The sequence below is a fragment of the Azospirillum sp. TSO35-2 genome, assembly GCF_003116095.1.
Classification (GTDB): Bacteria; Pseudomonadota; Alphaproteobacteria; order Azospirillales; family Azospirillaceae; genus Azospirillum.
In genome coordinates this window covers 574,325-600,951 of sequence record NZ_LGRA01000013.1, presented here as the reverse complement: position 1 = coordinate 600,951, position 26,627 = coordinate 574,325, and the positions used below count along the sequence as shown (strand labels likewise).

The window sequence follows — 26,627 nt, the reverse complement described above, 5'->3', positions numbered from 1 at the left end:
TCAGCGGACCCGCAGGATGACCTGGGCCACCACCGCGTCGGTGTCGTGCAGGGCGTTCAGCGCGCGGTCGAGCTGCGCCACCGTCTCGGCGTCCATCGGCCGGAAGGCGTCGGCCCGACCCGGCAGGGCGTCGCCGAGGTCGCGGTCGGCGGCGACGCACCGCACCTCCATGTCGCCGCCGCTCTCGCCCGCCACCAGGGGCAGCGGCATGCGGTCGCCCGGCAAGGTCAGCGCGGTGTCGGCGGCGACCCGGGCGCTGGTGCCGGTGCCGAGCGGGAACAGCGGCAGCAGTTGGCCACGCCCGTTGCGCAGGTAGCAGTAGACATGGGCGTCGCGGTTCGCCTGCAGCACCAGCCGGATGCGGTCGCCCGGCCGGTAGCCGGCGGCCGGCGGCTGTTCGGCCGCGAGATAGAGGTCGAGCGGCACCAGCGCGTCGCGCAGCGGCCGGAGCAGCGCTGCCGTCTGGCGTCCGCAGCCGGCGGCGGCCAGACGCAGCGCCAGCGCCGCCCCCGGCGCGGCATCCTTCGCCGGCGCCGGATCCAGCAGGCGGAGGTGGAGGCTGTGGCGCGGAGTGTCGTCGGGGCCGCTCACCCGCACCTCCAGCCCGTCGCGCAGCGGCAGCGCCTCCGGCCAGGGCTGCTGCCCCTCGGTGCCGCTCCAGGTAACGGTTGCCGTGCTGCCGTCGCCGGACAGGGTCAGGCCGGACAGGCCGCCATCCTGCGGGCGGATCAGCGTCGGGCGGGTGCCGACGGGCAGGCAATAGGTGCCGGGAACGCCGGGATCGATGGCGAAGGCGCGCTCCGCCGCCCGGTTCAGGGGAGCGCCGAACGCCCGCGCCGCGCCGACGTCGGCCTGGGCAAAGCGTTCGCCGCCAAGGAGACCACCAAGCGACGGCCGGGCCGGCGCGTTCGGGTCGCCGCCGTCCGCACCGGCCGCCAGGCGGTCGGACGGGCCGGCAAACGGCCCCTTGATCCGCAAGGTGCGGCCGTTGGCGAACAGCAGCATGATGCCGGCGCCTTCCGGCACCGTCACCGCCGCGCCGTCGGCGACGACCTGCCCCAACGCGTAGCCCGGCGCGGTCGAGGCGACGACCACCGCTTCCGCCGCCTGCACGGCGGGGGCGAGCGCCAGAAGGGTGCCGGCGCACAGCAGCAGGGCGGACGGATGCGTCATGGCGGCCTCCAGGCGATGGGGGGAAGGGTCTACTCGTGCCGGCCCAACAGACAGGCGGTGCGGGACTGGGTCATCACCGACAGCGAGCCGTCCGGGTCGCCGCCGCGGCGGAAGCGCAGGCCGTTCAACTGGCTGGCGATGCTGAGCGAGACGATGGCGAGGTCGGCCTCGTCGATGATCTTGCGGCCGTCCTGCCAGCACTGGATGCGGACCTTGCCGGTGGGAACGCCGACATCGACGCCGCCCGGTGCGGCCCCGACGCGGGTGCCGTCGCCCTTCTTCACCAGGGTGGCGCCGGCCTCGCCGGCCAGCAGAAGGGCGATCGGCAGAAGGCTCAGGACCATGCGTCTCATCACAACCTCCGGGGCAACCGTCTGGGCGCGGGTCAGCGCGCGGGCTTGAACTCGACGCGGCGGTTGCGGCCGTCGTAGGGGTCGGGCATCACCGGCTCGGTCGGCCCCTTGCCGGCGACGGCGATGCGCTGCGGGTCGATGTGGTGGACGCGGACCAGATACTCGCCGACCGCCAGGGCGCGGCGCTGCGACAGCACCTGGTTGTAGGCCGGGCTGCCGACGGCGTCGGTGTGCCCCTCCACCACCAGGGACAGCGAGCCGTCCTGCTCCATCAGCCCGCCGACCGCGTCGATGTAGGGCTGGAAGTCGCGGGGGATGTCGGCGGAATTGAAGGCGAAGTTGATGCGGAAGCCGAAGGCGTCAGGCGCGGCCGGTTCCGGTTCCCGGGCGGGAAGCGCCGCCTGCTGGGCCGGTTCGGCCGGCGCCGCCTGACGTTCCGCCGGCTGGGCCGCCGCCGGGATTGCCACCGCTTTCGCCGCGTGGCGCGCCGGCGCCTTGGGGGCGGGGGTTTCGGTGGCCTGCTCGGCCGGGGAGGCGGGCGGGTAGCTCACGCTCTCGGTCGGGCGCCGGTGCTGGGCGGCGCTGCTGGCCATGGCGCCACCGATCTCGATGCTGCGGGTGCGCGGCCTGGGCGCCACCACCTCGCGCAGTTCGTCGACGGTGGGCGGCCGGTCGAACATCAGGACATTGCCGCCACCGCTGCTTTCCACCGACTGCGCCATGGCCGGCACGGCACCGACGACCAGCAGCGCGGGAAGCACAAGGCGGGTGAGACAGTTGCGACGGTGCGTCGGCATGACACTCTCCAAGCGGTGAGGGGGTTGGGCGGTCCCGCAACCGGTGTCCGCCCTGTTGCCTCCGTTCTATCAGCGCCGCCGCCCGCCTTCTGTGAGCCGGGCCACAGTTGGCCCCACATCATCCCCCGGATGCGACCGCCCCCGGCGTCACCTGGATCGCCATGCGTTTCGACCGTGCCGTTCCGCCCGACGCCGCGGCGAACGCCTCCATCACGCTGGCGAGCGAGGCGCCGGGGATCGGCTGGAGATCCTCCCTCTTGAAGCGGTCGGGCAGGCGCACGCCCATCTCGTCGCGCGTCACCACGCAGGCGATCGCCTCCTGGTCGCCGGCCCGGTCCATGCGCAGGTTGAACGGCTTCTGCGTCCCCGGCGGGATTTCGACCTGCCGGTTCGCCTCGACGAAGGCGTCGGGCTGGAAGCGGTTGGGATAGATGCGGGCGACGGCTCCGGCGGTGTCCTGGTAATAGCAGTAGACGAAACCGTCGGCGGTCGGCGACACCCGCACCACCAGCGGGTCGCCGACGCGGTAGCGGGGTTTCGGCCCACGGTCGGACGACAGGATCAGGTCGGGCGCGGCGCCGGCCGGAAGCGGGGCGGCGCGCGGCAACCCCTCGCCGCCGGCGTTGCTGACCGCCTGGATCCGCTCCGGCGCGATCTGCTGGCGGCCAGACGGCTGGCCCAGCATGCGCTGGTACAGGTCGAAGTCGATCCGCCCGGTGGCGATCAGGTCATGGTCGGCCTGATAGCGCGACACCGCGCTGCGGGTCTGCTCGTTCAACTCGCCGGTCACGGTGCCGTCGTAATAGCCGTCGGCCGCCAGCGTCCGCTGGACGAAGGTCACCCGCTGCTCCGGCGGCATGGCGTCGAACCAGTCGCGCGCCTGCCCCATGAAGGCCGGGTTGGTCTGGTCGATGCCCAGGCACTGCCAATAGGGCGTGCGCGTCAGCTTGCCCAGCACCTCGATGGTGCTGAGCTCGACCAGCGTGCGGACCGCCTGGTGCAGCCCCTCCGACTTGTTGAAGGAGACGTTGAAGGTCAGGCCGGCCTTGCCGATCAGCGCCCCGGCGTCGGCGCCCTTGCCCGAGCTGAGCACGGCGAGCGAGTTGCTGGCCGACATGCCCGGGATGATCTGGCGCGTCACCAGCTCGCCGACATTCAGGTCGACGGAGATCATCGACGCCACCTGATCGGCCGACACGCCGAGGTCGAGCGACGGCAGCGACAGCCCGGCCCCCGCCGCCTCGCTGACGACGTTGTCGTCCAGCTGGGTGATGGCGCCGCGGATGTAATAGGACGGCGCGCGGAAGCCGGGCTGCACCCCGACCATCCAGTAGAGCGCGTTGACGTCGTCCAGCGCCGGTTCGAAATCGACGAAGCGGAAGGCGTTGGAGCGTTCCGACATGCGGCTGACGGCGGTGATCAGCATGTCCTTGGTGCCGCCGGCCACGCGGCCGGTCGCGTCGGGGATGCCGTTGCTGGTGATGTAGATGTCGTGCTTGCCGTGGGCGGCGAGCAGGGTGTCCATGCAGCGCAGCGCCTCGCTGAAGCTGCTGATGGTGCGGGCCGCCGGTGTCTTGGGTTGCTGCACCAGCGCGACCTTTTCGCCCGAGGTGAAGCAACCGGCAAGAAGCAGCACCGACAGCAACGCCGGTGCGGCGGCGGCCCGATGGAACGGCAGGGCGAACAGCATGCCAGTGGCCTCCATCGCGGTGGGTGTGCGCCGGCCGCCGCGGGCCAGCCGGCTCGAAAACGGCCGGCTCAGCGTGTCGAAACCTCCGCCCCGCGGCGGGCCTGGACGGTGATGGTGACGATCTTCGACAGGATGGGCGGGTCGTGCGGGACGTGGTCGGCGTCGGCCAGCACCAGCTGCAGCGTGTGGCGTCCGGGCGGCAGCTCCAGCATGGTTTCGGTCTGGCCGCCGCCGAAATGCAGGTGCTGCTTGTCGTTCGGGATCGGTTCGTCGAAACGGGTCAGCCTGGTGTCGATCAGCAGATGGTGGTGCCCGGTGTGGTCCTTCGCCACGCCGGCCGGGGCCACCCCGAAATTGCGCAGGCCGAACCAGACCTTGAACCGGGTGCCGACGACGGCGCCGTTGGTGGGCCAGCCGATGTAGAGGACCGCGTCCTTGCTGCCGGCCGACCGCGCCGTGGCGCCCGCATCGGCCGCCTTCGCGGCACCGGCCGGCTTGTCGTCCGCCGCGGCGATGCCGGAGGTGAGGATCAGGCCGCTCGCCAGACCGGCGGCGACCAACAGGCTGTGCATCCGTAGCGTCATGGGATCCTCCCGTGGAGGGCGGTGGGGCCAGCCGCACCGTGCCCAACGTACCCGTGCCTACTTCACCGTGCCTACTTCACCGTGATGGTGATCTTGTCGGACGTCACCGGCGGGTCGAAGGGGACATGGTCGGCGTCGCCCATCACCATCATCAGCGTGTGCTTGCCCGGCGGCAGTTCCAGCCGCGCCTCGGTCTGGCCGGCGCCGAAATGCAGGTGCTGCTTGTCGTTCGGGATCGGCTCGTTGGGATTGGTCAGGTCGGAATCGATCAGCAGGTGATGGTGACCGGTGTGCTCCCGCCGCACCCCGGCCGGCGCCACCCCCATGTTCTGCAGGCCCATGCGAACCCAGAATTTGCCGCCGGTGACCACGGTCCCGTCGCGGGGCCACAGGATGTAGGCGCGGGCCCCCTCGGGTGCCGGTTCACGGTCGGCCGCCGCGGGAAGCGACGTCAACAGCAGGGCACCGAGCAAGAAAGGCAATGGTCGCGGCATGCAAGCCTCCCATTGATTTCGTTTGTCGTCGGTGCATGTCATCTTAGGCCTGCAAGCGGGTGGAAGCCGCCGCGTCATTCACGGTAATACCGCCAAGCCGCACTGCCCCCTTTCCCGGCGCCGACCCCTGTCTTTCGATAGTGGGAACCCGGAAGAACCGCCCCTCTTTGTGGGAAGGGGCCGATTCTTCCATGTGTCCCCTGGCCAAGTGTCCCCCGGCCCTCCGCTCAGGTCAGCGTGGCGATCTCCGCCGCACGCCTGGAGCGCGACGCCGCGTAATGGTCCTTGGCCAGCACGGTGTAGACCGCCGGCAGCACGAACAGCGTGAACAGCGTGCCAATCAGCATGCCCGAGACGATGACCAGACCGATGGAGAAGCGGCTGGCCGCACCGGCCCCCGCGGCGGTCAGCAGCGGCAGCAGGCCGACCACCATTGCCGCGGTGGTCATCAGGATCGGGCGCAGGCGGACGCGGGCGGCGTGTTCGATCGCGGTGCGGCGGTCGACGCCCTCGTTGATCTGCATCTCGCGGGCGAACTCCACCAGCAGGATGCCGTGCTTGGAGATCAGGCCGATCAGCGTCACCAGGCCGACCTGGGTGTAGATGTTCATGGTCGAGGCGCCGAAGAACAGCGGCAACAGCGCGCCGCAGATCGACATCGGCACCGACACCAGGATCACCAGCGGGTCGCGCAGCGATTCGAACTGCGCCGCGAGCACCAGATAGATCACGATCAGCGCGAAGGCGAAGGTGATCATCAACTGGCTGCCTTCGGTCACGAACTGCCGCGATTCCGACAGGTAGGCGTGGTTGAAGCCGGCCGGCAGCTGGGCCCGCGCCTGGTCTTCCAGGAAGGCGACCGCCTGCCCCATCGACACGCCCGGCATCGGCACCGCCGAGAAGGTCGCCGAAGGCAGCTGGTTGTACTTGTTCAGCGCGTTCGGCTCCACCGCAGTCTCCACCGACACCACGGTGGACAGCGGAATCTGGGCGCCGGTGCCCGAGGTGACGTAATAGTTGGTCAGCGACTCCGGCGTCAGCCGGTCGGCGCGCGGCACCTGCGGGATCACCTCGTAGGAGCGGCCGTTCAGGTTGAAGCGGTTGACGTAGTTGCCGCCGACCAGCACCGCCAGGGTGTCGGCGACTGACTTCATCGACAGGCCGAGGTCGGCCGCCTTGGCGCGATCGATCTTCAGCCGGACGACCGGGCTGTCATACTGCAGGTCGCTGTCGGTGACGATGAACATGCCGCTCTTGGTCGCCGCGTCCTTGATCCGCTCGATGGCGTCGAAGATGGTGCGGTAGTCGCCCGGGCTGGAGATCACCATCTGCACCGGCAGGCCGCCGGTGGACCCCGGCAGCGCCGGCGGCGACACCAGGAACACGTTGACGCCGGTCACCTTGCCCAGCTCGGCCTGGGCCAGCGGCTGCAACTGCTTGGCCGACCGTTCGCGCTCGCCCCACGGCTTCAGGATCATGCCGGCGAAGCCCTGGTTCAGGGTGGGCATGCCGGTCAGGATGAAGCGGGTGTCGGTTTCCGGGAACTTGGCGAAGGTGTCGTCGATCTGCTTGCCGAAGCTGTCGATGTAGTCGAGGTTGGCGTATTGCGGCGCCTTGGAAATGCCGAACAGGATGCCCTGGTCCTCTTCCGGCGCCAGCTCCGACATGGTGTTGGCGAACAGGTAGCCGACCGACAGCAGGATGCCGACCGCGAACAGCAGCGTCGCCGCGCGGTAGTCCAGCATGCCGTCCAGCCGCCGCTCGTACCAGCCGGCCAGCCGCTCGAACTGGCGGTCGAGGAAGGCGGCGAAGCGGCCCGGGGTTCCCTCCTTCAGGATGACCGAGCACATCATCGGCGACAGCGTCAGCGCGACGATGCCCGACACGATCACCGACGCGGCCAGGGTGAAGGCGAACTCGCGGAACAGCGCGCCGGTCAGGCCGCCCAAGAGGCCGATCGGCGCGTAGACCGCCGCCAGCGTGATGGTCATCGAGATGACCGGCCCGACGATCTCCCGCGCGCCGAGCAGCGAGGCGGCAACCGCCGATTTGCCGTGTTCGATGTGGCGGTGGATGTTCTCCACCACGACGATGGCGTCGTCGACCACCAGACCGATGGCCAGCACCATCGCCAGCAGCGTCAGCAGGTTCAACGAGAAGCCCAGCGCCAGCATGAAGGTGGCGGCGCCGACGATCGACAGCGGGATGGTCACCACCGGGATCAGCACCGACCGCAGGCTGCCCAGGAACAGGAAGATGACGACGATGACGATGGCCACCGCCTCGAGCAGCGTCTTCACCACCTCGTCGATCGAGGCCTGGATGAAGCGGGTGCTGTCGTAGACGATCTCCATCTGCATGCCGGGCGGCAGGTTGCGCCGCAGATCCTGCTCCATCTTGCGGATGTCGGCGACGATGTTCAGCGGGTTGCCGGTGGGGGTGCTGTCGACGCCGATGAAGATCGCCTGCTGCCCGTTCATCGCCACGCTGGCGTTGAAGCTCTGGGCGCCCAGCTCCACCGTGGCGATGTCGCGCATGCGCACCAGCGCCCCGTCCTTGGCCTTCACCACCATGTTGCGGAACTGGTCGACGTCGGTCAGGCCGGTGTTGGCGGTGACGTTGGAGATGACGAACACGCCCTTGGTCTGGCCGGGGGCCGACTGGTAGTTGTTCGCCGTGATCGCCGCCGACACGTCGCTGGCCGAGATGCCGCGCGCCGCCATCTTCACCGGGTCGAGCCACAGCCGCATGGCGAAGGTCTGGCCACCCAGGATCTTGGCCTGCGCGACGCCGTCCACCGTCGACAGCACCGGCTGCACCACGCGCGTCAGATAGTCGGAGATCGCCGCGCCCGACAGGTCGGGGCTGGAGAAGCCCATGTAGAGGATCGAGGTCGTCTCGCCGGTCGATTTCAGGATGACCGGGTCGTTGGCCTCGCGCGGGAGCTGGTATTTGACCTGCTGCACCTTCGCCATCACGTCGGTCATCGCGACGTTGGGGTCGAAGTTCAGCCGGACATAGGCGGTGACGACGCTCTGCCCCTGGGTGGAGGAGGAGGTCAGGTAGTCCAGCCCCTCGGCCGTCGCCACCGCCTGTTCGATCGGCGTGGCGATGAAGCCCTGCATCAGCTCCGGCGAGGCGCCGGCGTAGGTGGTGGTGACGGTGATGACCGTGTTCTGCAACTGCGGATACTGCCGGATCGGCAGCTCCAGCATCGCGCGCAGCCCGACCAGCAGGATCAGCAGGCTGACCACGACGGCCAGGACGGGACGGCGGATGAAGATGTCGGTGAAGCTCGTCATGATGCCGGCCTCAGTTCTGCGGCAGGGACTGCGGCGGGGTCAGCGGGTTGGCCTCCGCCGGGACGACGGCCGCGCCGTTGGCCAGCTTCAACTGGCCCGACACCACGACGCGGTCGCCGGGGTTGATGCCGCTGCGGATCTCCACCCGGTCGGCCAGACGGTCGCCGACCTTCACCGGCTTGCGGTTGACCACCATCTGCTCCTTGCCGTCCGGCGTCTTGCCGTTGGACGCCACGAACACCGAATCGCCGTAGACCGTGTAGTCCACCGCGGTTTCCGGCACGGTCAGCGTGTTCGGCTGCGGCGGCAGCACGACGCGGACGTTGGCGAACATGCCCGGCCGCAGCTGCCGTTCGCGGTTGTCCAGCGTCGCCTGCACCTTGATGGCGCGGGTGTCGGCGCTGACCTGCGGTTCGATGGTGGTGATCTTCGCCTCGAAATCGCGGCCGGGCAGCGCGTCGACGTTGACCAGCACCCCCTGGCCGACCGACAGCTTGGGCAGTGTCTGTTCCGGCAGGGTGAAGTTGACGTAGAGCTGCGACAGGTCGGTCAGCGTGACGATGGTGGCGCCGGGATTGACGTAGTCGCCGACATTCACCTGCCGGATGCCGAGGTCGCCGTCGAACGGCGCCTTGATCAGCTTCTGGCCGATCAGCGCGCTGGTGCGCTTCATGTTGGCGTTGATCTCGTCGAGCTGGGCCTGATACTGGTCGACGTTGCTCTGCGGCGTCGCTTGGCTGCGGCGCAGGTCGCGGTAGCGCTCCAGGTTCAGCTCGGCCAGCCGCGCCTGGGCGCGCTGGGCCAGCAGGTCGGCCTGCTCGGTGGCGTCGTTCAACTGCACCAGCGGATCGCCGGCCTTGACGCGGGTGCCCGATTCGAACGGGATGCGGTCGACGCGGCCGGCGACCTCGGGGGCCACCGTCACCTGACGGGCCGCCTGCAGCGTGCCGATGGCCGACAGGTATTTCGGGATGGTCTGCACCGTCGCCTCGGCCAGCGCGACCGGGGTGGGCGGCGGCTTGTTGTTGGCGAAGAAGTCGGAGATCGCCTTGGCGCGGAAGGTGTTGAAGCCGTACAGCGCCGCCCCCAGCAGCGCCAGCACCACCAGCGTGATGACGATGCGCAGCGTCAGCCGCCCGCGGGTGACCGGCTTGCGCGGCGGGGTGTGAGGCGGTGGCGGTGGCGGCGGTGCCGCGTGGCCCGGTTCGGCCGCCGGGTGGCCGAACGACGTCTCGGTCTTTGGCGAATGGTCCAAGGTCACGATCGGCTACTCCGGATGGTCTTGGTTCTGAGTTTGCGGGTCGAAGGGAACGGACGGAAAGCGCGCGCTTCCTTCCTGGGCGGCGATGGCCTCGTCGCGCAGGCCGAGCCCCCGAAGGATGAACCAGATGGTCTGGCGCGCAAGATCGGGGCGGCCGCAGGGATAGCTGACGATCGCCCCGCCGGACAGGCAGACGGTCGCCATCATCTGGCACAGATGCTCGGCCAGCCAGAGCCCGTTCTCCGCATCGATGGGACCCGGCACCAGGTCGCCGCTGGCGACGGCGGCCTCGATCGATGCGGCGAAGCAGGGCAGGAAGCGGCTGCGGATGCCGTCGTAAACCTGCCGCATGAACTCCCCGTCCTCCAGCAGGCTGATGATCGACAGGCGCTGTCGGGCGCGTTCGTCCGGATTGGCCGGCACCTCGATCACGAAATAGTTCACCAGCCCCTGGATCATCTGCACCAGCGTCGCGGTGGCCGGCGGAAGGGCGACCAGCCGCTCATACTCCGGGTCGCCGTCGATGCAGTTGAGGAAGATCGCCTCGTACAGCGAGGCTTTCGTCGGAAAATGCTTGAAGATCAACGCTTCCGAGACACCGGCCGCCTGGGCGATCTCCTTGGTCGTCGTCGCGGCGAAGCCCTTCTGCGCGAACAGCGGCAGGGCCGCGTCGAGAATGGTCAGCCGGCGGGCCGCACTGTCGAGGCGTGGTGCCATGAAGGTTCCGTCTGGGACTGTCAGTTGATGTCAGGAGTGAGGGCTTACTCACCTCGCTGGGCGTTGTATAATCCCGTTGCGACAATCTGTCCAACGTCTTCGAGGGTTCAATGTCGCTTCCGTTGGACCGGGCCGGCATTCCCCAGCTCGCGTTCCGGCAACGCGGGGGAGCGCGGCTCGCCGAGCATGAAGCGCATCATCCGCTCGTCGGCCGACAGGGCGCCGGGTGAGACCGGCCCGAAACCCATGGGGTTCACCCTGGTGGCCGGCCCGCGATCCGGCGGCAGGCGGTCGGGGCGCGCCGCGTCACGGCCCGCGGTCAGCCGCTCCTCCAGCAGCGCGGTGCTCCGTGCCGACAGGGGCAGGCCGCCGGTCTGAACCTCGAACGCGACGGCGGTGGCGGCGACGGCCGGCGCGGTCGTCAACGCCGCGGCCAGCACGAGGGTCCGAAGGGAGCGGTGCATCGGGGTGCGCCTTTCGCGAACGGAACCGGTCCGCCGGCCGCACGGGGGCTGCGGCTTGGGCGGACCGGCGTCCGGCGTCATGGTGGAGGTGTGTGGCGGCTCAGCGCCGCCGACCTCGGGGCTGCCGAACTCAGCGTTGCCGATCTCAGCGCTGGATCAGCCGGCTCTGCTGGCCGGCGACGTTGCCGATGCCGGCGGACAGGTTCTGCACGTTGCCGAAGTTGCCGCCGCCGAACGGCGTGCCGCTGTGCTGGCGCACCATGCTGTTCTGCGCCGCCAGGTTGCCGATGCCGGCCGCCGTGTTGCCGACCACCGCGCTGTTGGAGCCGCCGCCCAGCGGCACCCCGAAGCCACCGCCGAAGCCGCCGCCCTGCACCGTGGTGGCGCGCTGCTTGGCGAGGTTGCCGATGCCCGCCGCGGTGTTGTCGACCGAGGCGCTGTTGTTGGTGCCGAACAGGCCGGGGCCGCCCATCTGCCGGGTCATCGCCGACTGAACGGCGACGTTGCCGATGCCGGCGGCGGTGTTGTTGATCGAGCTGACGTTGCCGGCGAAGGCCGGGGCCGACAGCAGGGCGACGGTGGCGAAGCCGGAGAGCAGGGCGGTGCGGATCATGGCGTGGGTTCCTTCAGCGAGGGGAGAGGGAGGGGGTTCGGTTCGGGACCGCCGGGGGAGCCGTCTGCCCGTCCCCTGTCTGCCGTCCCGATGACCAGACCCTATCCCCGCGCCAAAACCACGGCTGTGAGCCGCGCCACAAACTCAGCCGCTTTCCGGCGTCATGCCGACAATCCGTCGTCCAGACGGGTCATGGAGGATGGCCGCAGGCCGTTCGCCACCGCCCCCGGCCCGGCCTCCAGCCCGGCCAGAAGGCGCTCGGCCGCTTCGGCGCATTGGCTGCGCAGTTCCGGCACGGCGGTCATTTCCCAGAAGGGCGCCTTGGCGACCGGGCCCAGCGCGAAGAGGCGGGGCGCCGGGGTGCCGTCGGCGCGGATCACCGCCCCGGTCTCCGTCACGTCCAGCCCCAGGCGCAGCGCGTCCGGCCGTGCCAGCCCGCGATCCAGCAGCGCGCGCACCAGTGGATGCCGGATGCGGGTGTAGTCGCAGTTGGTGCCGGTCGCGTTGATCAGCGCCGCCGTGTGCAGCACCCGCGTCCGTGCGCCGCCGCGCTCGTTGATGCGCAGCTCCAGGCCGTCGGCGGTGAGCGCCGCGTCGGCCAGCCGGCCGGGCAGGATGGTCAGTTGGCCGCCGGCGCGGGCGGCGTCGATGCGGTCGGCCACCTCCGGCGCCATGCGGTGGCGGTGGACCTCCCAGAAGGGACGGGCGTGGCGCAGGAAGCGGCGGCGCTCCTCCATCGGCAGATGGGCCCAGATGCGGTGGTGGTGCGGCCGCAGCGCGTCGAAGGCCGACCGCCAGTCGAAGCCGGCCGCCACCGCGTGGCGGGCGTCGGCCTTCAGCGCGATCAGCACGTCCAGCACGGTGCGCGGCATCACGTCGGGGTGGAGGAACGAGCTGTAGGGCCGGGCCTCCTGGTGCCGCAGCGGCAGCAGTCCGCGGCGCGACACCGCGGTGATCGGCCCGCGATGCCCCTGGTCGAGCAGCGACACCACCGTGTCCACCATGGTCAGGCCGGTGCCGAGGATGACCACCGGCGCCTCGCGCCCGATGCGGCCGATGGCCGTCAGGTCCCAGGGGTCGCCGATGAAGTGCCGCGACGCGAACGCCTCGGCCGCGGTGGAGCTGTCCAGACAGGGCGGACAGGGCGGGAAGTTGCCGATGCACAGCGCCGCGGCGTCGGCCGCCACGCTGCGGCCGTCGCCCAGCCGAACGTGCAGGGAGCGGCCCTGCGGCTGCGCCGGGTCGGTGTGGACGTCCACCGCCTCGCCGCGGATCAGGTCGAGCCGCGCGTGGTCGGGTGCGTCGGCCTGCGCGTCGGCCAGCACGTCCTGGACATAGGCGCCGTAGAGGGCGCGGGACACGAAGGCGTGTCCGCTCGGCGGCACCTGGCCGTCGGCGTCGCGGCTCCACAGCCAGCGCAGGAAATGGCGCGGGTCGTCGGGATAGGCGCTCATGTTGTAGGCGCGCACGTTCAGCAGATGCGCGCCGTTGGGGGTCGAATAGGCGACGCCGGCGCCCGGCCGGTGACCGCATTCGATCAGGTGGACCGTCAGCGGCGTCCGGGCGCCGCGCAGCAGATGGGCGGCCAGCAGGCTGCCGGTGAAGCCGGCGCCGACGATGGCGATGTGCCGGCCCGGAGAGGAGAGGGTGGGCGCCGTGGAGGCGGGCGAAGGGAGATGTGGCGTTGCAGGCATCGGTGTCCGTCCTTCCGCGATGGGTCGGGAAAAGGTCGGCCGTTGGCGGTCGGTTCCCGGCGGCCGTGCCCCCGACGCTGGGGGAGCCGAACCGGGGCGGTGTGCGTCGGCCGTGTGTCTGCTCGATCCGCTTCGTGGAATCCTGCTTATCATAGGGAAACCAGGCACGCCATCGGCCGAAGGGAAAACACTATTGCTAAAGTAGGAATTCCGGAGCTTTTCACACTGGAAAGCGGCTGTTGCCGAGTCGCGACCACGACAAAAAGGGGGAGCAGGTGGGCGGCCCCGCTTCGGGCGGCCCCGCTCAGAAACGCCACACCAGCGGAATCAGGAGGGGGGCGACGATGATGACCATCAGCTCCAGCCCGATGCCGAGCCGGGCGAAGTCGGTGAAGCGGTAGCCGCCCGGCCCCATCACCAGGGCGTTGTTGTGATGCCCGAACGGCGTCAGGAAATCGCAGGACGCGCCGATCGCCACCGCGACGAGGAACGGGTCCGCCGACAGGCCGAGCCGGCCGGCGAGGCTGAGGGCGACCGGCGACATCACGATCACCGTGGCCGGGTTGTTCAGGACCGGCGTCAACAGCATGGTGACCGCGAGCACCAGCGTCAGCATCGCCTGCGGACCGACCCCGCCGGCCTCCGCCAGCAGGGCGCCGGCCACCAGCCCGGCGGTGCCGCTGCTCTGCAGCGCGTCGCCCAGCGGGATCATCGCGGCCAGCAGCACGATCACCGGCCAGTCGATGGCGTCGTAGACCTCCGACGGCCGCAGGCAGCGCGCCACGACCAGGACCAGCACGCCGACGCTGAACACGATGGCCGGCGGACCGATGTCCAGCGCCGCCAGCAGCACGGCGACGGTGAAGACGGCGCCGGCGACGGCGGTGCGCCGCGGTTGCGGGTCGATCCGGCGGTCGGCCAGCGGCAGGCAGCCGAGCTCGTCGATCGCCGTCCGGATGGCGGCGGGTTCGCCATGCAGCAGCAGGACGTCGCCGACCGACAGCGAGGCGTCGGCCAGTCGGCCCTCGGTCCGCCGCTGCTGGCGCATCGCCGCGACCAGGGTGACGCCCCAGCGGCCTTCCAGGTCGAGCGAGGCGGCGCAACTGCCTTGCAGGACGGCGTTGGGCGCAACCACCGCTTCGGCGAAGGTGCCGTCGCCCTGCGCCGGGACCGGCGGAACCAGACCGCCGGAGGCCGCCAGGGTGTGCAGCGCCGCAACGTCCACCCGGATCAGCAGCAGGTCGCCGGCCCGAAGCGCCTCCTCCGCCAGCCGGGCGAAGACGCGGCGGCCGTCGCGGACGATGCCGGTGACGCGCGCGTGCCGCTCCCGCTCCAGTTCGGCGACGAGCCGGCCGCGGTAGGGCGAGGCCGGCGTCACCGTCAGTTCGGTGTCGTAGAGGGGAAGGTCGTCGGGGGCGTCGTCCGGCTCCAGGCCGGCGTTGGTGCGCGCCTGCCGCCAGCCGACCAGCGCCAGATAGCCGATGCCCAGCACCGCCAGCGGGACGGCGACGGCCGAGAAGGCGAACATGCCGAACGGCTCCCCGGCGGCGGCGGCGCGGAAGCGGGACACCAGCAGGTTCGCCGGCGTTCCGATCAGCGTCGTCATGCCGCCCAGCAGCGTGGCGTAGGACAGCGGCATCAGGTAGAGCGCCGGCGAGCGCCCGTGCCGCTTGGCCGCCCACAGCGCGACCGGCATGAACAGGGCCAGCGCGCCGATGTTGTTCATGACGGCGGACGCCGCCGCGGCCAGCCCGCACAGCACGGCCAACTGGCCGGGCAGGCCGGAGACGCCGGCCAGCAGCCGTTCCGCCACGGCGTCGAACCGGCCGGAGCGGGTGAGGGTGCGCGACAGCACCAGCACCCCGGCCACGGTGATCACCGCCGGGTTGGCGAAGCCGGCGAAGGCCGCATCGGCCGGCACGAGCCCCATGGCGACGGCCGCCATCAGCCCGGCCATGGCGACGACGTCGTAGCGCCAGCGGCCGGCGGCGAAGGCCGCCAGCATGCCGCCCAGGATGGCGGTCAGCGCCGCCTGTTCGAACCCCATCGCCCGTTCCCGTGCCGCCGCCCCGTCCCGCCATCCTGCACGGGTCGGCGCGCGGTGCCAAGCCGGCGGCCTGGCCGGTGGGGAGGCCGTCAGCCACGCAGGGCACCCGACCCATGCGCGGCCGCGCCACGGCCGAGGTTCCGGAACGGGACCAGCGCCATCGCCTCCTGCCCGCCGGTGCGCTCGGTGGGGAAGACGAGGCCGCGGCGGATCGCGACGCGGACGGGGTCGCCGGCGCGCAAGCGGGTCGGCTCGCCGGCGGGGATGGCGACGTCGAGCCGGGTCCCGGCGTAATCGACCTCGGCACGGATCAGCGCCCCGACCTCGTAGAGGCGGCGGACGATCCCGGTTGCGGGTCCGGCATCGCCATCGGCCGGGGCCAGGTCGATGTCGTGCGGCCGGACATAGACGATCGCCTGCCCGGCCTGCCCGCCGACCCCGCCGAGCGGCAGCCCCAGCCTGGCCAGACGGACCAGCCCGCCGTCGATGGTGCACTCGATGCGGTTCACGTCGCCCAGGAACTCGTAGACGAAGGGGGTGGCCGGATCGCGGTAGACGGTGGTCGGCGTGCCGATCTGCTCGATCCGGCCCTGGTTCATCACCACCACGCGGTCGGCCAGCTCCAGCGCCTCTTCCTGGTCGTGGGTCACGAAGACGCTGGTGATGCCCATGGCGTCGTGCAGGTGGCGCAGCCAGCGGCGCAACTCCTTGCGGACCTTGGCGTCGAGCGCGCCGAACGGCTCGTCGAGCAGCAGCACCCGCGGCTCGATCGCCAGCGCGCGCGCCAGCGCCACCCGCTGGCGCTGGCCGCCGGAGAGCTGCGAGGGGTAGCGGTCGGCCAGCGGGTCGAGCTGGACCAGCCGCAGCAGCTCCTGCACCCGCTCCGCGATCGCCGCCTTCGACGGGCGCTGGCTCCGCGGCCGGACCTGAAGCCCGAAGGCGACGTTGTCGAACACCGTCATGTGGCGGAACAGGGCGTAGTGCTGGAACACGAAGCCGACCTGCCGGTCGCGCGGGTGGCGTTGCAGCGCGTTCTCGCCGCCGAACAGCACGCTGCCGGCGTCGGCGGTCTCCAGCCCGGCGATGATCCGCAGCAGCGTGGTCTTGCCCGACCCGGAGGGGCCCAGCAGCGCGACCAGCTCGCCGCTGTCGATGCGCAGGTCCACCCTGTCCAGCGCGAGGAAGGCGCCGAAGCGCTTGGTGATGCCCTGGATGTCGATGTTCATGGGGTCCTCCCGATCGGGGATGGCGGCCTCGGTGGCGCCGGCGGGTGGCGCGTTCGCCGGCGTCGCGCCAGCAGGCATCGTTCAGCGGCCCTGGGTGTAGATCTGGTCGAACAGCCCGCCGTCGGCGAAGAACTTGGCCTGGGCCTTGGCCCAGCCGCCGAACTTGTCGTCGATGGTGAACATCGCCACGTTGGCAAAGCGGTCGGCGTAGCGTGCCGCCACCTCGGCCAGGCGCGGCCGGTAATAGTGGCGGGCGCCCAGATCCTGTCCCTCGGGCGAATAAAGGTAGCGCAGATAGGCCTCGGCCACCTTGCGGGTGCCCTTGCGGTCGACGACCTCGTCGACGACGGCGACCGGGGGTTCGGCCAGGATGCTGACCGAGGGCACGACGATGTCGAACTTGTCGCGCCCCAGCTCCTCGACCGCCAGGAAAGCCTCGTTCTCCCAGGCGAGCAGCACGTCGCCGATGCCGCGCTGGACGAAGGTGACGGTGGCGCCGCGGGCGCCGGTGTCCAGCACGGGGACGTTCTTGAACAGCCGCGCGGTGAAGTCCTTGGCCTTGGTCTCGTCGCCGCCGTTCTTGTCCAGCGCGTAGCCGTAGGCGGCCAGGACGTTCCAGCGGGCACCGCCCGAGGTCTTCGGGTTGGGCGTGACGACCTGGATGCCCGGCTTCGCCAGATCGTCCCAGTCCTTGACCCCCTTCGGGTTGCCCTTGCGCACCAGGAACACGATGGTCGAGGTGTAGGGCGCGCTGTTGTTCGGGTAGGCGGCCTGCCACCCCTTGTTCATGCGGCCGGCCTGGGCGATCGCGTCGATGTCGTAGGCGAGCGCCAGCGTCACCACGTCGGCATCGTTGCCGTCGATGACCGAGCGGGCCTGCTTGCCGGACCCGCCGTGCGACTGGCGGATCGACACCGTCTGGCCGGTGTCGGCCTTCCATTTCGCGGCGAACAGCTTGTTGTAGTCGGCGTACAGCTCGCGGGTCGGGTCGTAGGAGACGTTCAGCAGGCTGCTGTCGGCCCAGGCCGCCGGGGCGCCGCCGGCAAGCGCCGCGCTCAGCAGAAACGCCGCGAGGGAACGGGTGCGTGCGTGCATCGCCAACTCCATCGGCCAATTCCATCGGGGAGCGGTTGGGGCGCGCCGGCCGTCGGCGGCCCCGACAAGAACCGATACTCGATCAACTTGGTCGTGATTAGAAGCGCGAAAAACCCACTAACCCAGAATCTCTTACGTATTTAAAACCGATTCACCAGACCCGTTTGTCTTATGCCCTGCCGACGCGCATAGGCCGGTCGTTGGGCTGCGCCTCGTTCAACAGCGTGCCGAATGTGCTGTTCCATGGCTCGGTCCCGCGGTCCGCCAGGGCGGCTTCCAGCGTGGTGCCTTCCAGGACGGTCAGCGTCGCCGCGTGGACGCCGGCGTAAACGCGGCGGATGGCGCAGCCCTGCTCGTCCTCGCAATCGTCGCAGCGTTGGTAGGCCACCCGGCTGAGACAGGGCAGCGGCGCCAGCGGCCCGTCGATGATCCGCACGACCTGGGCGAAGGTGATCTCCGCCGCCGGCCGGATGAGGGCGTAGCCGCCATTCTTGCCGCGCTTGCTGATGACCAGCCCATGGTGCTTCAGGTCCAGCAGGATCTGCTCCAGGAACCGTTTGGGCAGGCGATGGCGCTCGGCGATGTCGGCGATCTGAAGGGACTCCCCCTCGTCGACCGTGGCGAGCGCGAGCATGGCCCGCAGGGCGTATTTGGCTTTTTGCGACAGCATCGCCGCAGTGTAGCCGGAAGCCGCCGATCCGTCAGCACACCCAATTGCTCTCCGCCCCGCAATCCTGGTTGACCCAACCTGTATTATCGATCATACAGGTTCCTGTCTGGTGCAGAGACCGGCTTGGCTTCCGGCGAACGGGGAGACGGGGCGCTGTGAGATCGGCGGTTGAACCTCTGAAGGCGCGCAGGATCTACCTGCTGCTGCGCGACCGCATCATCGCCGGCGACCTGCCGCCGGGGACGCGGCTGCCGGGCGAACCGGCGCTGGCGGCGGAGCATGCGGTGTCGCGGGTCACCGTGCGCCGGGCGCTCGACCTGCTCGACAAGGAAGGGCTGGTGCAGCGCAAGGCGGGGTCCGGCACCTTCGTCCACGACACCCGCAGCGTCCGGCCGATCGTCGCCGACCTGTCCAACGTGCTGTCGCACCTGATCGACATGGGGCGCAGCACCGACGTGAAGCTGCTGTCCTTCGGCTACGGCCTGCCCAGCGAGGGCATCGCCGAAAGCCTGGGGATGAAGCCGGGGGAGCGGGTCCAGCGCTCCGTCCGGGTGCGGCTGATCGACGGCGTGCCCTTCTCCTACCTGACCACCCATGTGCCGGAATGGATCGGCCTGACCTATTCGGAGGCCGAACTGGCCGCCCGGCCGCTGCTGGAGCTGATCGAACGGTCGGGCGTGACGACGGAGCGGGCGACCCAGGCGATCAACGCGACCCTGGCCGGGCCGGAGGCGGCGGCGGCGCTGGATCTGGAGATCGGCTCGCCGCTGCTGACGCTGACCCGCGTGGTCTACGAGCCGGCGGGGCGCGGGGTGGAGCATCTGCACGCGCTGTACCGGCCCGACCGCTACAGCTTCCACATGGATCTGGTGCGCACCGGCAACGACGGCGAACGGCGCTGGAGCCCGGCGCTGGGCTGGCCCCGCGCATCGGACAAGGGCAAAGCCGACAAGACCAAACCCGAGAAAAACAAGCAAGGCGACAAGCCGACCCGCGCCAAGCGGACCACCAAACAGAGGAGTTGAGCGCAATGAGACGTCCGGTTCAGGGGTTTCCGCATCTTGGCCTCACCCGCCGCTCGGTCCTGAAGGCCGGCGCGGCCGTGGCGGCCGTCGCGCCGCTGGCGGCGCCGTCGATCCTGCGGGCGCAAACCGCCGCGGTGAAGATCGGCATCCTCCAGCCGGTCACCGGCGCGCTGGCCCATGACGGCGACCTCGGCCGACTGGGCGCCGAGATGGCGATCAACGAGATCAACGCCGCCGGCGGCATCAAGGCGCTGGGCGGCGCCAAGCTGGAGATGCTGTTCGGCGACGCCCGCTCCACGCCGGAGGCCGGAACGCAGGAGGTCGAGCGCATGCAGGCCGACGGGGCCTGCGCCATCGTCGGCGGCTTCGCCAGCCCGATCTGCCTCGCCGCGTCGCAGGCGGCGGCGCGCTACGACCTGCCCTATCTGGTCGATGTCGGCGTGTCGGACCAGATCATGGCGCGCGGGCTGAAGAACACCTTCCGCTTCGGCCCCGGCTTCGGCAAGGTCACCACGGTGGCGCTCGACAACCTGACCCGCATGAACGAGTTGGCGGGCAAGCCGGCGAAGACGGTGGTGCTGGTGCACGAGGACGGGCTGTTCGGCTCCGGCCTCGCCAAGCTGCTGCAGACCGAACTGCCCAAGCGCGGCTTCGAGGTGCTGGAGACCATCGCCCATCCGACCCCGGCGCGCGACATGTCCAACGTCGCGCTGCGCATCCGCTCGCTGAACCCGGATCTGGTGATCCCGTCCAACTACTACGGCGAGTTCGTGCTGCTCGCCCGCACCATGCAGCAGCAGCGCATCAAGCCGAAGGGCGTCTACGCCGTGCTGGGCGGGGCGGCGTCGAACGGGCGCTTCGTCAAGGAGTTCCCCCAGGCGGCCCAGAACGTCATCGACTGCAACCACTGGCACGACCCGCGCAACCCGCAGGCGCTGGCGCTGCGCAAGGCGGTGCAGGAGCAGGGCAAGTCCTTCGCCTACAACGTGTCGCTGAACTATTCGAACGTGAAGCTGCTGGCCGACGCCATCGAGCGCGCCGGCTCGACCGACCGCGCCAAGATCATCGAGGCGCTGAACGCCTCCACCTTCGCCGGCCACATCATGCCCTACGGCCCGACGAAGTTCGTCAACGGCCAGAACGAGGGCGCCACGCCGATCAACACCCAGATCCAGGGCGACGACATCAAGGTGATCTTCCCGGAAGCCTACGCGGAAGCGAAGGCGAACTTCCCGGCGGTCTGAGCCTCGTCCCGGTGTCCCGCCCCCGCACTGGCCGGGGCAGGACACCGCTGTTCCACTCACGCGCGGGCTGTCGATGTATTCACCTCAGATCATCCTCGAAGCGATGCTGAACGGCCTGATGACCGGTGCGGTCTATGCGCTGATCGCGCTGGGCCTGACGCTGATCTACGGGGTTCTGCACATCATCAACTTCGCCCATGGCGCGCTGCTGACCTGCGCCATGTTCGCGGTCTGGGTCGCCTGGGCGTGGCTGGGGATCGACCCCTACGCGGTGATTCCGCTGCTGGTGCCGCTGATGTTCGCGCTGGGCTACGGCCTGCAGCGCTTCGTCATCGGCCCGGCCAGCCACGGCGACGACGGCAACATCCTGCTGGTGACGCTGGGCTTGTCGATCGTGCTGGAAAATGTGCTGCTCGCGACCTTCCAGTCGGACACGCGGACGCTCGACACCGATTATTCGTTCCAGGTGGTGGCGCTGGGGCCGCTGCTGCTGTCCTTCCCGCGGCTGATCGGGCTGGCGGTGGCGGTGGTGGTCACCGGGCTGCTGTGGCTGGTGCTGAACCGCACCGACACCGGCAAGGCGATCCGCGCCGTCGCCAGGGAGAAGCTGGGCGCCAATCTGGTCGGCATCGACGTCCCGCACATCTACGCCGTCACCTTCGGGCTGGGCTGCGCCTGCCTGGCGGTGGCCGCCTGCCTGCTGATGCCGACCTTCTACGTCAACCCGCGGATCGGCGGCGCCTTCGTGCTGGTCGCCTTCACCGTGGTGGTGCTGGGCGGCATGGGGTCGATCCCCGGGGCGCTGCTGGGCGGCCTGTTCATCGGCGTGGTGGAGAGCCTGTGCGGCCTGTTCCTGGGCGACAGCCTGGGCCAGCTCGGCATCTTCCTGATCTTCATCGCCGTGCTGCTGGTGCGGCCGACCGGCCTGTTCGGAGCCAAGGCATGACCGTGCGCGACCTGATCCCCGTGCTCGTCCTCGTCGGGCTGGCGGCGCTGCTGCCGCTGGTGGTGACGGCGAGCCCGGTGCTGAACTTCCTGGTCTTCATGCTGATCGTGGCGCTCGGCGCCCAGGGCTGGAACATCCTGGGCGGCTTCGGCGGCCAGTTCAGCTTCGGCCACGCCGCCTTCTTCGGGACCGGGGCCTACGCGACCGCCATCCTGCAACTGCGCTGGGGCGTCAACGCCTGGGCCGGTCTGGCGGCGGCCGTCGCGGCGGGCGGCGCGGTCGGCTGGGCGATCGGCTTCCTCAGCTTCCGCTCCGGCCTGCGCGGTTCCTACTTCGCGCTGGTGACGCTGGCCTTCGCCGAGGTGTTCCGCATCCTCGCCAACGCCGCGCCGCTGACCGGTGGCGCCGCCGGGCTGCTGATCGGGCTGGACGTCCGCCCCGCCAACCTGCAATTCGCCGACCGCGCCGTGTTCTACTGGCTGGTGCTGGGCTTCGTCGCGGCGGTGCTGGTGCTGACACGCTGGATCCAGCGCTCGCGCTTCGGCGCCCAGCTGGTGGCGGTGCGCGAGAACGAGGACGCCGCCAAGGCGCTGGGCGTCGACAGCCTGCGGGTGAAGCTGCGCGCCATCGCCCTGTCGGGCGCGGTGACCGCGCTGGCCGGCGGACTGTACGCCCAGTATTTCCTCTACATCGACGCCAACATCGCCTATGGCGGCTGGATTTCGGTGGAGCTGCTGCTCGCCCCGATCATCGGCGGGGTGGGGACGGTTTTCGGCCCGGTGGTCGGCGCCCTGACCCTGCACGGGCTGGGCGAGGTCGCCAAGCAGTTCGCCGGCCGCATCCCGGGCATCGACCTGATCGTCTTCGGCACCGTGTTGGTGCTGGCGGTGGCCTTCGCCCGCGGCGGCATCCTGGGGCTGCTGGAACGCCTGCGCGACCGCGGCGTCGGCATGCTGCCGCCATCCGCCAAGTCGCGTACCGCCAAGGAGGTCCCCAATGCTGGTCGTTGACTCGGTCTCCAAGCGCTTCGGCGGCCTGATGGCGGTGGACGGCGCGTCGCTGACCGTCACGCCGGGCAGCATCATCGGCCTGATCGGGCCGAACGGCGCCGGCAAGACGACGCTGTTCTCGATGATCTCCGGCTTCATCGCGCCGACCGACGGGGGCATCCGCTTCGAAGGCGCCGACATCACCGCGGAGGAGCCGCACCGCCGCGCCGCCCGCGGCATCGGCCGCACCTTTCAGATCGTGCAGCCCTTTGCCGGGCTGACGGTGTGCGAGAACATCGCGGTCGGCGCCTATCTGCGCCACGCCAAGCGGGCCGACGCCATCGCCCGGGCGCGCGCCGTCGCCCAGCGGGTCGGGCTGGGGCCGGAGCTCGACCGCCCGGCCGGCGGGCTGACGGTGGCCGGGCGCAAGCGGCTGGAGCTGGCCCGCGCGCTCGCCACCGAACCGAAGCTGCTGCTGCTGGACGAGGTGCTGGCCGGGCTGAACCCGTCGGAGATCCGCGACATCATCCCGGTGATCCGGGGCATCCGCGACGAAGGGGTCACGATCCTGATGATCGAGCATGTCATGCAGGCGGTGATGACCCTGTGCGAGCACGTCCATGTGCTGGCCCAGGGCCGCATGATCGCCGAGGGGCCGCCGGCCGCGGTCTGCGCCGACGCCCGCGTGATCGAGGCCTATCTCGGCCACGGCGCCGCCGCCCGGCTGGCGGCGGAGGGGGCAGCCCATGGCTGAGGCATCGCCCGACACGCTGCTGGAAATCCGAGGCCTGACCACCGGCTATGGCGCGACCGAGGTGCTGCGCGGCGTCGACATGGCCGTCGGGCCGGGCGAGATCGTCACCGTGCTCGGCTCCAACGGCGTCGGCAAGACGACGCTGAACAAGGTGCTGTCGGGCGTGCTGCCGGCCTGGACCGGCGACATCCGCTTCGCCGGCCAGCGCATCGCCGGCCAGTCCGCCGCCCGCATCGTCGAGCAGGGGCTGATCCAGGTGCCGGAAGGCCGCAAGATCTTCCCCAACCTGTCGATCCGCGAGAACCTGGAACTCGGCAGCTACCGCCGCGGCAAGCCCAACCGGGCGCGGAACCTGGAGCGCATCTTCGCCACCTTCCCCCGCCTGAAGGAGCGCGCGGGCCAGATGGCCGGGACGCTGTCGGGCGGCGAGCAGCAGATGCTGGCGATCGGCCGCGGCCTGATGGCCGAACCGCTGCTGCTGATCCTCGACGAACCGTCGCTCGGCCTGTCGCCGCTGGTGGTCGAGGAGATGTTCGGCCTGATCCGCAAGCTGAACGCCGACGGGCTGGCGATCCTGCTGGTCGAGCAGAACGTCGTCCAGTCGCTGGAGGTCGCCCGCCGGGCCTACATCCTGGAAAACGGCGTCTTCGCGATGTCCGGCGCGTCGGCCGACATCGCCGGCGATCCCGAGCTGAAACGCACCTATCTCGGGCTGTGAGCGATGCGCGCCGCGGCCCGTTCCCGACCTCATTCCAACCCTGACCCGGTGCGGCGCGACGTCCTCGCGACCCGGCACCGGGGGGAGCGCCTGACATGACCGTCCCCCCTGCGACCTTCCCCGCCATGAGTTTCCGCGACCGGCTGGCCCAGGACCGGGTCGTCCTGGCGCCCGGCGTCTACGACGCCTTCACCGCGTCGGTCGCCACCGCCGCCGGGTTCGAGGCGCTGTACCTGTCGGGCGCCGCCATCGCCTACACCCGGCTCGGCCGGCCCGACATCGGGCTGGTGTCGGTCAGCGAGGTGGCGGACACCATCGCCCTGGTGCGCGACCGGGTGGCGACGCCGCTGGTGGTCGACGCCGACACCGGCTACGGCAACGCGCTGAACGTGCAGCGCACCGTGCGGATGTTCGAACGGGCCGGCGCCACCGCCATCCAGCTGGAGGACCAGAGCTTTCCCAAGCGCTGCGGCCACCTGACCGACAAGGCGGTGATCCCGGCGGCGGAGATGGCCGGCAAGATCAAGGCGGCGGTCGACGCGCGGGCCAGCGCCGACACCCTGATCGTTGCCCGCACCGACGCGGTGGCGATCGAGGGCGTGCCGGCGGCGCTCGACCGCGCCCGCCTCTATGTCGAGGCCGGGGCCGACGTGCTGTTCGTCGAGGCGCCGAAGTCGCGCGACCAGCTCGCCGCCATCGCCGCCGACCTGGGCGGCGTGCGCCCGCTGCTCGCCAACATGGTGGAGGGCGGCCAGACCCCGATCAGCTCGGCCGACGATCTGGGCGCGCTGGGCTACCGGCTGGTGATCTTCCCCGGCGGCATCGTCCGGGCGCTGGCCCGGCAGGCGCAGGACTATTACGCCTCGCTCGCCCGCCACGGCACCACCGAACCGTTCCGCGACCGCATGTTCGACTTCAACGCGCTGAACGCGCTGATCGGCACGCCCGACATGCTGGCGCTCGGCGAAACCTACAAGGACTTCACACCCGCCAAGCGGGAGGACGCGGCATGACCATCCAAACCCCCTTCATCGCCCCATCCACCATCGACCCCGTCACGCTGGCCGTGCTGAAGGGCCGGCTGGAGCAGATCGCCGACGAGATGGACGCGACGCTCTACCGCTCCGCCTTCAACCCGATCATCGCCGAGGCGCGCGACGCCTGCCACGGCCTCTACCACGCCGAAACCGGCGCCACCCTGGTGCAGGGGACCAACGGCCTGCCGATCTTCGTCGGCGCCATGGCCTTCGCGGTCAAGGCGGTGATCGACAAGGTGGCGCGCGAGGGCGATCTGCAGCCGGGCGACATCTTCCTGTTCAACGACCCCTACGACGGCGGCACCCACCTGAACGACTTCCGGCTGGTGCGGCCGATCTTCCGCCGCGGCGCGCTGTTCTGCTGGATGGCGTCGGTCGGTCACTGGCTCGACATCGGCGGCAACGTGCCGGGCAACTTCAACGCGCGGGCCACCGACAGCTTCCAGGAGGGGGTGCGCTTCCCGCCGGTGAAGCTGGTGCGCGCCGGGGTGATGAACACCGACCTGCTGGCGATCCTCGCCGCCAATTCCCGCGTGCCGGTGTCGAACTACGGCGACCTGAACGGCCAGCTCAACGCGCTCGACCTCGGCCAGCGCCGGCTGGACGAACTGCTGGACGAGCATGGCGAGGACACCGTGGCCGCCGCCTTCGACGCCTTCTCGGCGCGGGCCGAGGCGCTGATGCGCGCCTCGATCCGCGACCTGCCGGACGGCACCTATTCCTTCGAGGATTACCTCGACAACGACGGCATCACCGCCGATCGGCTGCTGATCGCGCTCGACCTTACCATCGCCGGCGACGGCATGACGCTGGACTTCTCGCGCTCGGCGCCGCCCTGCGCCGGGCCGCTGAACATCGCCTATTCCACCGCGGTCGCCTGCTGCTACGTTGCACTGAAGCATGTCTTCACCGACGTGCCGGCCAACGCCGGCTGCCTCAAGCCGATCACCTTCGTCATCCCCGACAGCACGCTGCTGGCGGTCAAGCCGCCCAAGCCGGTCGGCGGCTACACCGAAACCATCCTGCGCGTCATCGGCGTGGTGTTCGGCGCGCTGGCGCTGGCCGACCCGTCGCGCGCCATGGCGGCGCCCTTCGGCACCATCAACGCGCTGTCGCTGGCCGGCCACCGCAAGGACGGCTCGCGCTGGGTGATGTTCTCCTTCTTCGGCGGCGGGCTGGGCGGCAACCCGGAAACCGACGGGCTGAACCACGCCAACAACCCGATCTCCACCGCGACCATCCCGCCGGTGGAAATCCTGGAAGCGGCCTACCCGGTGATGTTCACCCAATGGGCGCTGCGCCCGGATTCGGCCGGCGCCGGCCTGCACCGGGGCGGGCTGGGCGCCGTCTACGAGATCGAGGCGCTGACCGACGCCGAGGTCTTCCTGCTGGGCGAGCGCGGCGTCTACCCGCCCTTCGGCGTGGCCGGCGGCGGCCCGGCGGCGCTGAACCGCTTCGTCTGGCAGAGCGACGAGGGCGAGCGCTCGCCACCGCTCGCCTCCAAGATCACCGACGTGCGGATCCGCGACGGCCAGCGGGTGCGGCTGGAGACGCCGGGCGGTGGCGGCTGGGGCGATCCGCGCCGGCGCGACCCGGACAGCGTCGCCCGCGACGTGCGGCTGGGCTATCTCGGCGTCGATGCGGCGCGCACCGCCTATGGCGTGGCGCTGACCGACGACGGTGCGCTCGACATCGCCGCCACCGCGGCCTTGCGCGAAACCCCCTCCGCCTGAC

The 26,627-nt window shown here is 70.6% G+C and carries 24 protein-coding genes; 8 read left to right on the top strand and 16 right to left on the bottom strand.

Features of this window, described 5'->3' with window-relative positions:
* From TSO352_RS10040 to TSO352_RS09965, 16 genes are all read right to left on the bottom strand, one after another.
* Nucleotides 1-1,173 carry a DUF4384 domain-containing protein gene (locus TSO352_RS10040; RefSeq protein ID WP_109107182.1) on the bottom strand — a complete coding sequence of 391 codons (1,173 nt, stop codon included), beginning with the start codon at nucleotides 1,171-1,173 and terminating at the stop codon, nucleotides 1-3.
* A gap of 29 nt (nucleotides 1,174-1,202) precedes the next feature.
* Nucleotides 1,203-1,526, bottom strand: a complete 324-nt coding sequence (locus TSO352_RS10035) for a hypothetical protein (protein ID WP_146210734.1) — start codon at nucleotides 1,524-1,526, stop codon at nucleotides 1,203-1,205.
* A gap of 32 nt (nucleotides 1,527-1,558) precedes the next feature.
* Nucleotides 1,559-2,323: an OmpA family protein gene (locus TSO352_RS33475; protein WP_109107180.1), complete on the bottom strand. Its 765-nt coding sequence runs from the start codon at nucleotides 2,321-2,323 to the stop codon at nucleotides 1,559-1,561.
* A gap of 118 nt (nucleotides 2,324-2,441) precedes the next feature.
* Nucleotides 2,442-4,013: a DUF4384 domain-containing protein gene (locus TSO352_RS10025; protein WP_247872011.1), complete on the bottom strand. Its 1,572-nt coding sequence runs from the start codon at nucleotides 4,011-4,013 to the stop codon at nucleotides 2,442-2,444.
* Between the two features lie 68 nt (nucleotides 4,014-4,081).
* A complete protein-coding gene (locus TSO352_RS10020; RefSeq protein WP_247872010.1) occupies nucleotides 4,082-4,597 on the bottom strand; it encodes a DUF4399 domain-containing protein in 516 nt (171 codons plus the stop codon).
* 71 nt (nucleotides 4,598-4,668) lie between these two features.
* On the bottom strand, nucleotides 4,669-5,052 hold the full coding sequence (locus TSO352_RS10015; RefSeq protein ID WP_247872009.1) for a DUF4399 domain-containing protein: 384 nt from the start codon (nucleotides 5,050-5,052) through the stop codon (nucleotides 4,669-4,671).
* Nucleotides 5,053-5,318: 266 nt separating this feature from the next.
* Entirely contained in the window at nucleotides 5,319-8,393 is a 3,075-nt protein-coding gene (locus tag TSO352_RS10010; protein WP_109107176.1) for a multidrug efflux RND transporter permease subunit, read from the bottom strand.
* A 10-nt stretch (nucleotides 8,394-8,403) separates the two neighbouring features.
* Nucleotides 8,404-9,654, bottom strand: coding sequence for an efflux RND transporter periplasmic adaptor subunit (locus tag TSO352_RS10005; RefSeq protein WP_247872008.1), 1,251 nt, complete (start codon nucleotides 9,652-9,654; stop codon nucleotides 8,404-8,406).
* A 6-nt stretch (nucleotides 9,655-9,660) separates the two neighbouring features.
* Nucleotides 9,661-10,371 carry a TetR/AcrR family transcriptional regulator gene (locus TSO352_RS10000; protein WP_109107175.1) on the bottom strand — a complete coding sequence of 237 codons (711 nt, stop codon included), beginning with the start codon at nucleotides 10,369-10,371 and terminating at the stop codon, nucleotides 9,661-9,663.
* Nucleotides 10,372-10,478: 107 nt separating this feature from the next.
* On the bottom strand, nucleotides 10,479-10,835 hold the full coding sequence (locus TSO352_RS09995) for a hypothetical protein (protein WP_109107174.1): 357 nt from the start codon (nucleotides 10,833-10,835) through the stop codon (nucleotides 10,479-10,481).
* A gap of 145 nt (nucleotides 10,836-10,980) precedes the next feature.
* Entirely contained in the window at nucleotides 10,981-11,448 is a 468-nt protein-coding gene (locus TSO352_RS09990) for a hypothetical protein (RefSeq protein ID WP_109107173.1), read from the bottom strand.
* 161 nt (nucleotides 11,449-11,609) lie between these two features.
* Nucleotides 11,610-13,142 (bottom strand): FAD/NAD(P)-binding protein, encoded by a 1,533-nt coding sequence (locus tag TSO352_RS09985; RefSeq protein WP_109107172.1) that lies wholly within the window; start codon nucleotides 13,140-13,142, stop codon nucleotides 11,610-11,612.
* A gap of 304 nt (nucleotides 13,143-13,446) precedes the next feature.
* Nucleotides 13,447-15,189, bottom strand: a complete 1,743-nt coding sequence (locus TSO352_RS09980) for an SLC13 family permease (RefSeq protein ID WP_109107171.1) — start codon at nucleotides 15,187-15,189, stop codon at nucleotides 13,447-13,449.
* Nucleotides 15,190-15,278: 89 nt separating this feature from the next.
* Complete coding sequence (locus tag TSO352_RS09975) at nucleotides 15,279-16,415, bottom strand: sulfate ABC transporter ATP-binding protein (protein ID WP_109107170.1); 1,137 nt, start codon at nucleotides 16,413-16,415, stop codon at nucleotides 15,279-15,281.
* 81 nt (nucleotides 16,416-16,496) lie between these two features.
* The gene (locus TSO352_RS09970) at nucleotides 16,497-17,510 is read right to left on the bottom strand and encodes a sulfate ABC transporter substrate-binding protein (protein ID WP_109107391.1); all 1,014 of its coding nucleotides are present in this window, start codon (nucleotides 17,508-17,510) and stop codon (nucleotides 16,497-16,499) included.
* Nucleotides 17,511-17,679: 169 nt separating this feature from the next.
* Complete coding sequence (locus tag TSO352_RS09965; protein WP_109107169.1) at nucleotides 17,680-18,180, bottom strand: Rrf2 family transcriptional regulator; 501 nt, start codon at nucleotides 18,178-18,180, stop codon at nucleotides 17,680-17,682.
* 155 nt (nucleotides 18,181-18,335) lie between these two features.
* Between TSO352_RS09965 and TSO352_RS09960 the strand changes: the two genes are divergently transcribed.
* From TSO352_RS09960 to TSO352_RS09925, 8 genes are all read left to right on the top strand, one after another.
* Entirely contained in the window at nucleotides 18,336-19,205 is an 870-nt protein-coding gene (locus tag TSO352_RS09960; RefSeq protein WP_109107168.1) for a GntR family transcriptional regulator, read from the top strand.
* 5 nt (nucleotides 19,206-19,210) lie between these two features.
* On the top strand, nucleotides 19,211-20,449 hold the full coding sequence (locus TSO352_RS09955) for an ABC transporter substrate-binding protein (protein WP_109107167.1): 1,239 nt from the start codon (nucleotides 19,211-19,213) through the stop codon (nucleotides 20,447-20,449).
* Between the two features lie 73 nt (nucleotides 20,450-20,522).
* The gene (locus TSO352_RS09950) at nucleotides 20,523-21,395 is read left to right on the top strand and encodes a branched-chain amino acid ABC transporter permease (protein ID WP_109107166.1); all 873 of its coding nucleotides are present in this window, start codon (nucleotides 20,523-20,525) and stop codon (nucleotides 21,393-21,395) included.
* Nucleotides 21,392-22,405: a branched-chain amino acid ABC transporter permease gene (locus TSO352_RS09945; RefSeq protein ID WP_109107165.1), complete on the top strand. Its 1,014-nt coding sequence runs from the start codon at nucleotides 21,392-21,394 to the stop codon at nucleotides 22,403-22,405. Before TSO352_RS09950 ends, TSO352_RS09945 begins: the two co-directional genes overlap by 4 nt.
* Nucleotides 22,392-23,138 carry an ABC transporter ATP-binding protein gene (locus TSO352_RS09940; RefSeq protein WP_109107164.1) on the top strand — a complete coding sequence of 249 codons (747 nt, stop codon included), beginning with the start codon at nucleotides 22,392-22,394 and terminating at the stop codon, nucleotides 23,136-23,138. The genes TSO352_RS09945 and TSO352_RS09940 overlap by 14 nt, the downstream gene beginning before the upstream one ends.
* Nucleotides 23,131-23,856 (top strand): ABC transporter ATP-binding protein, encoded by a 726-nt coding sequence (locus tag TSO352_RS09935; RefSeq protein ID WP_199231551.1) that lies wholly within the window; start codon nucleotides 23,131-23,133, stop codon nucleotides 23,854-23,856. The genes TSO352_RS09940 and TSO352_RS09935 overlap by 8 nt, the downstream gene beginning before the upstream one ends.
* A 95-nt stretch (nucleotides 23,857-23,951) precedes the next feature.
* Nucleotides 23,952-24,869 carry an isocitrate lyase/phosphoenolpyruvate mutase family protein gene (locus TSO352_RS09930; RefSeq protein WP_247872007.1) on the top strand — a complete coding sequence of 306 codons (918 nt, stop codon included), beginning with the start codon at nucleotides 23,952-23,954 and terminating at the stop codon, nucleotides 24,867-24,869.
* The gene (locus TSO352_RS09925) at nucleotides 24,866-26,626 is read left to right on the top strand and encodes a hydantoinase B/oxoprolinase family protein (protein ID WP_109107162.1); all 1,761 of its coding nucleotides are present in this window, start codon (nucleotides 24,866-24,868) and stop codon (nucleotides 26,624-26,626) included. The genes TSO352_RS09930 and TSO352_RS09925 overlap by 4 nt, the downstream gene beginning before the upstream one ends.
* Nucleotide 26,627 lies beyond the last annotated feature (1 nt).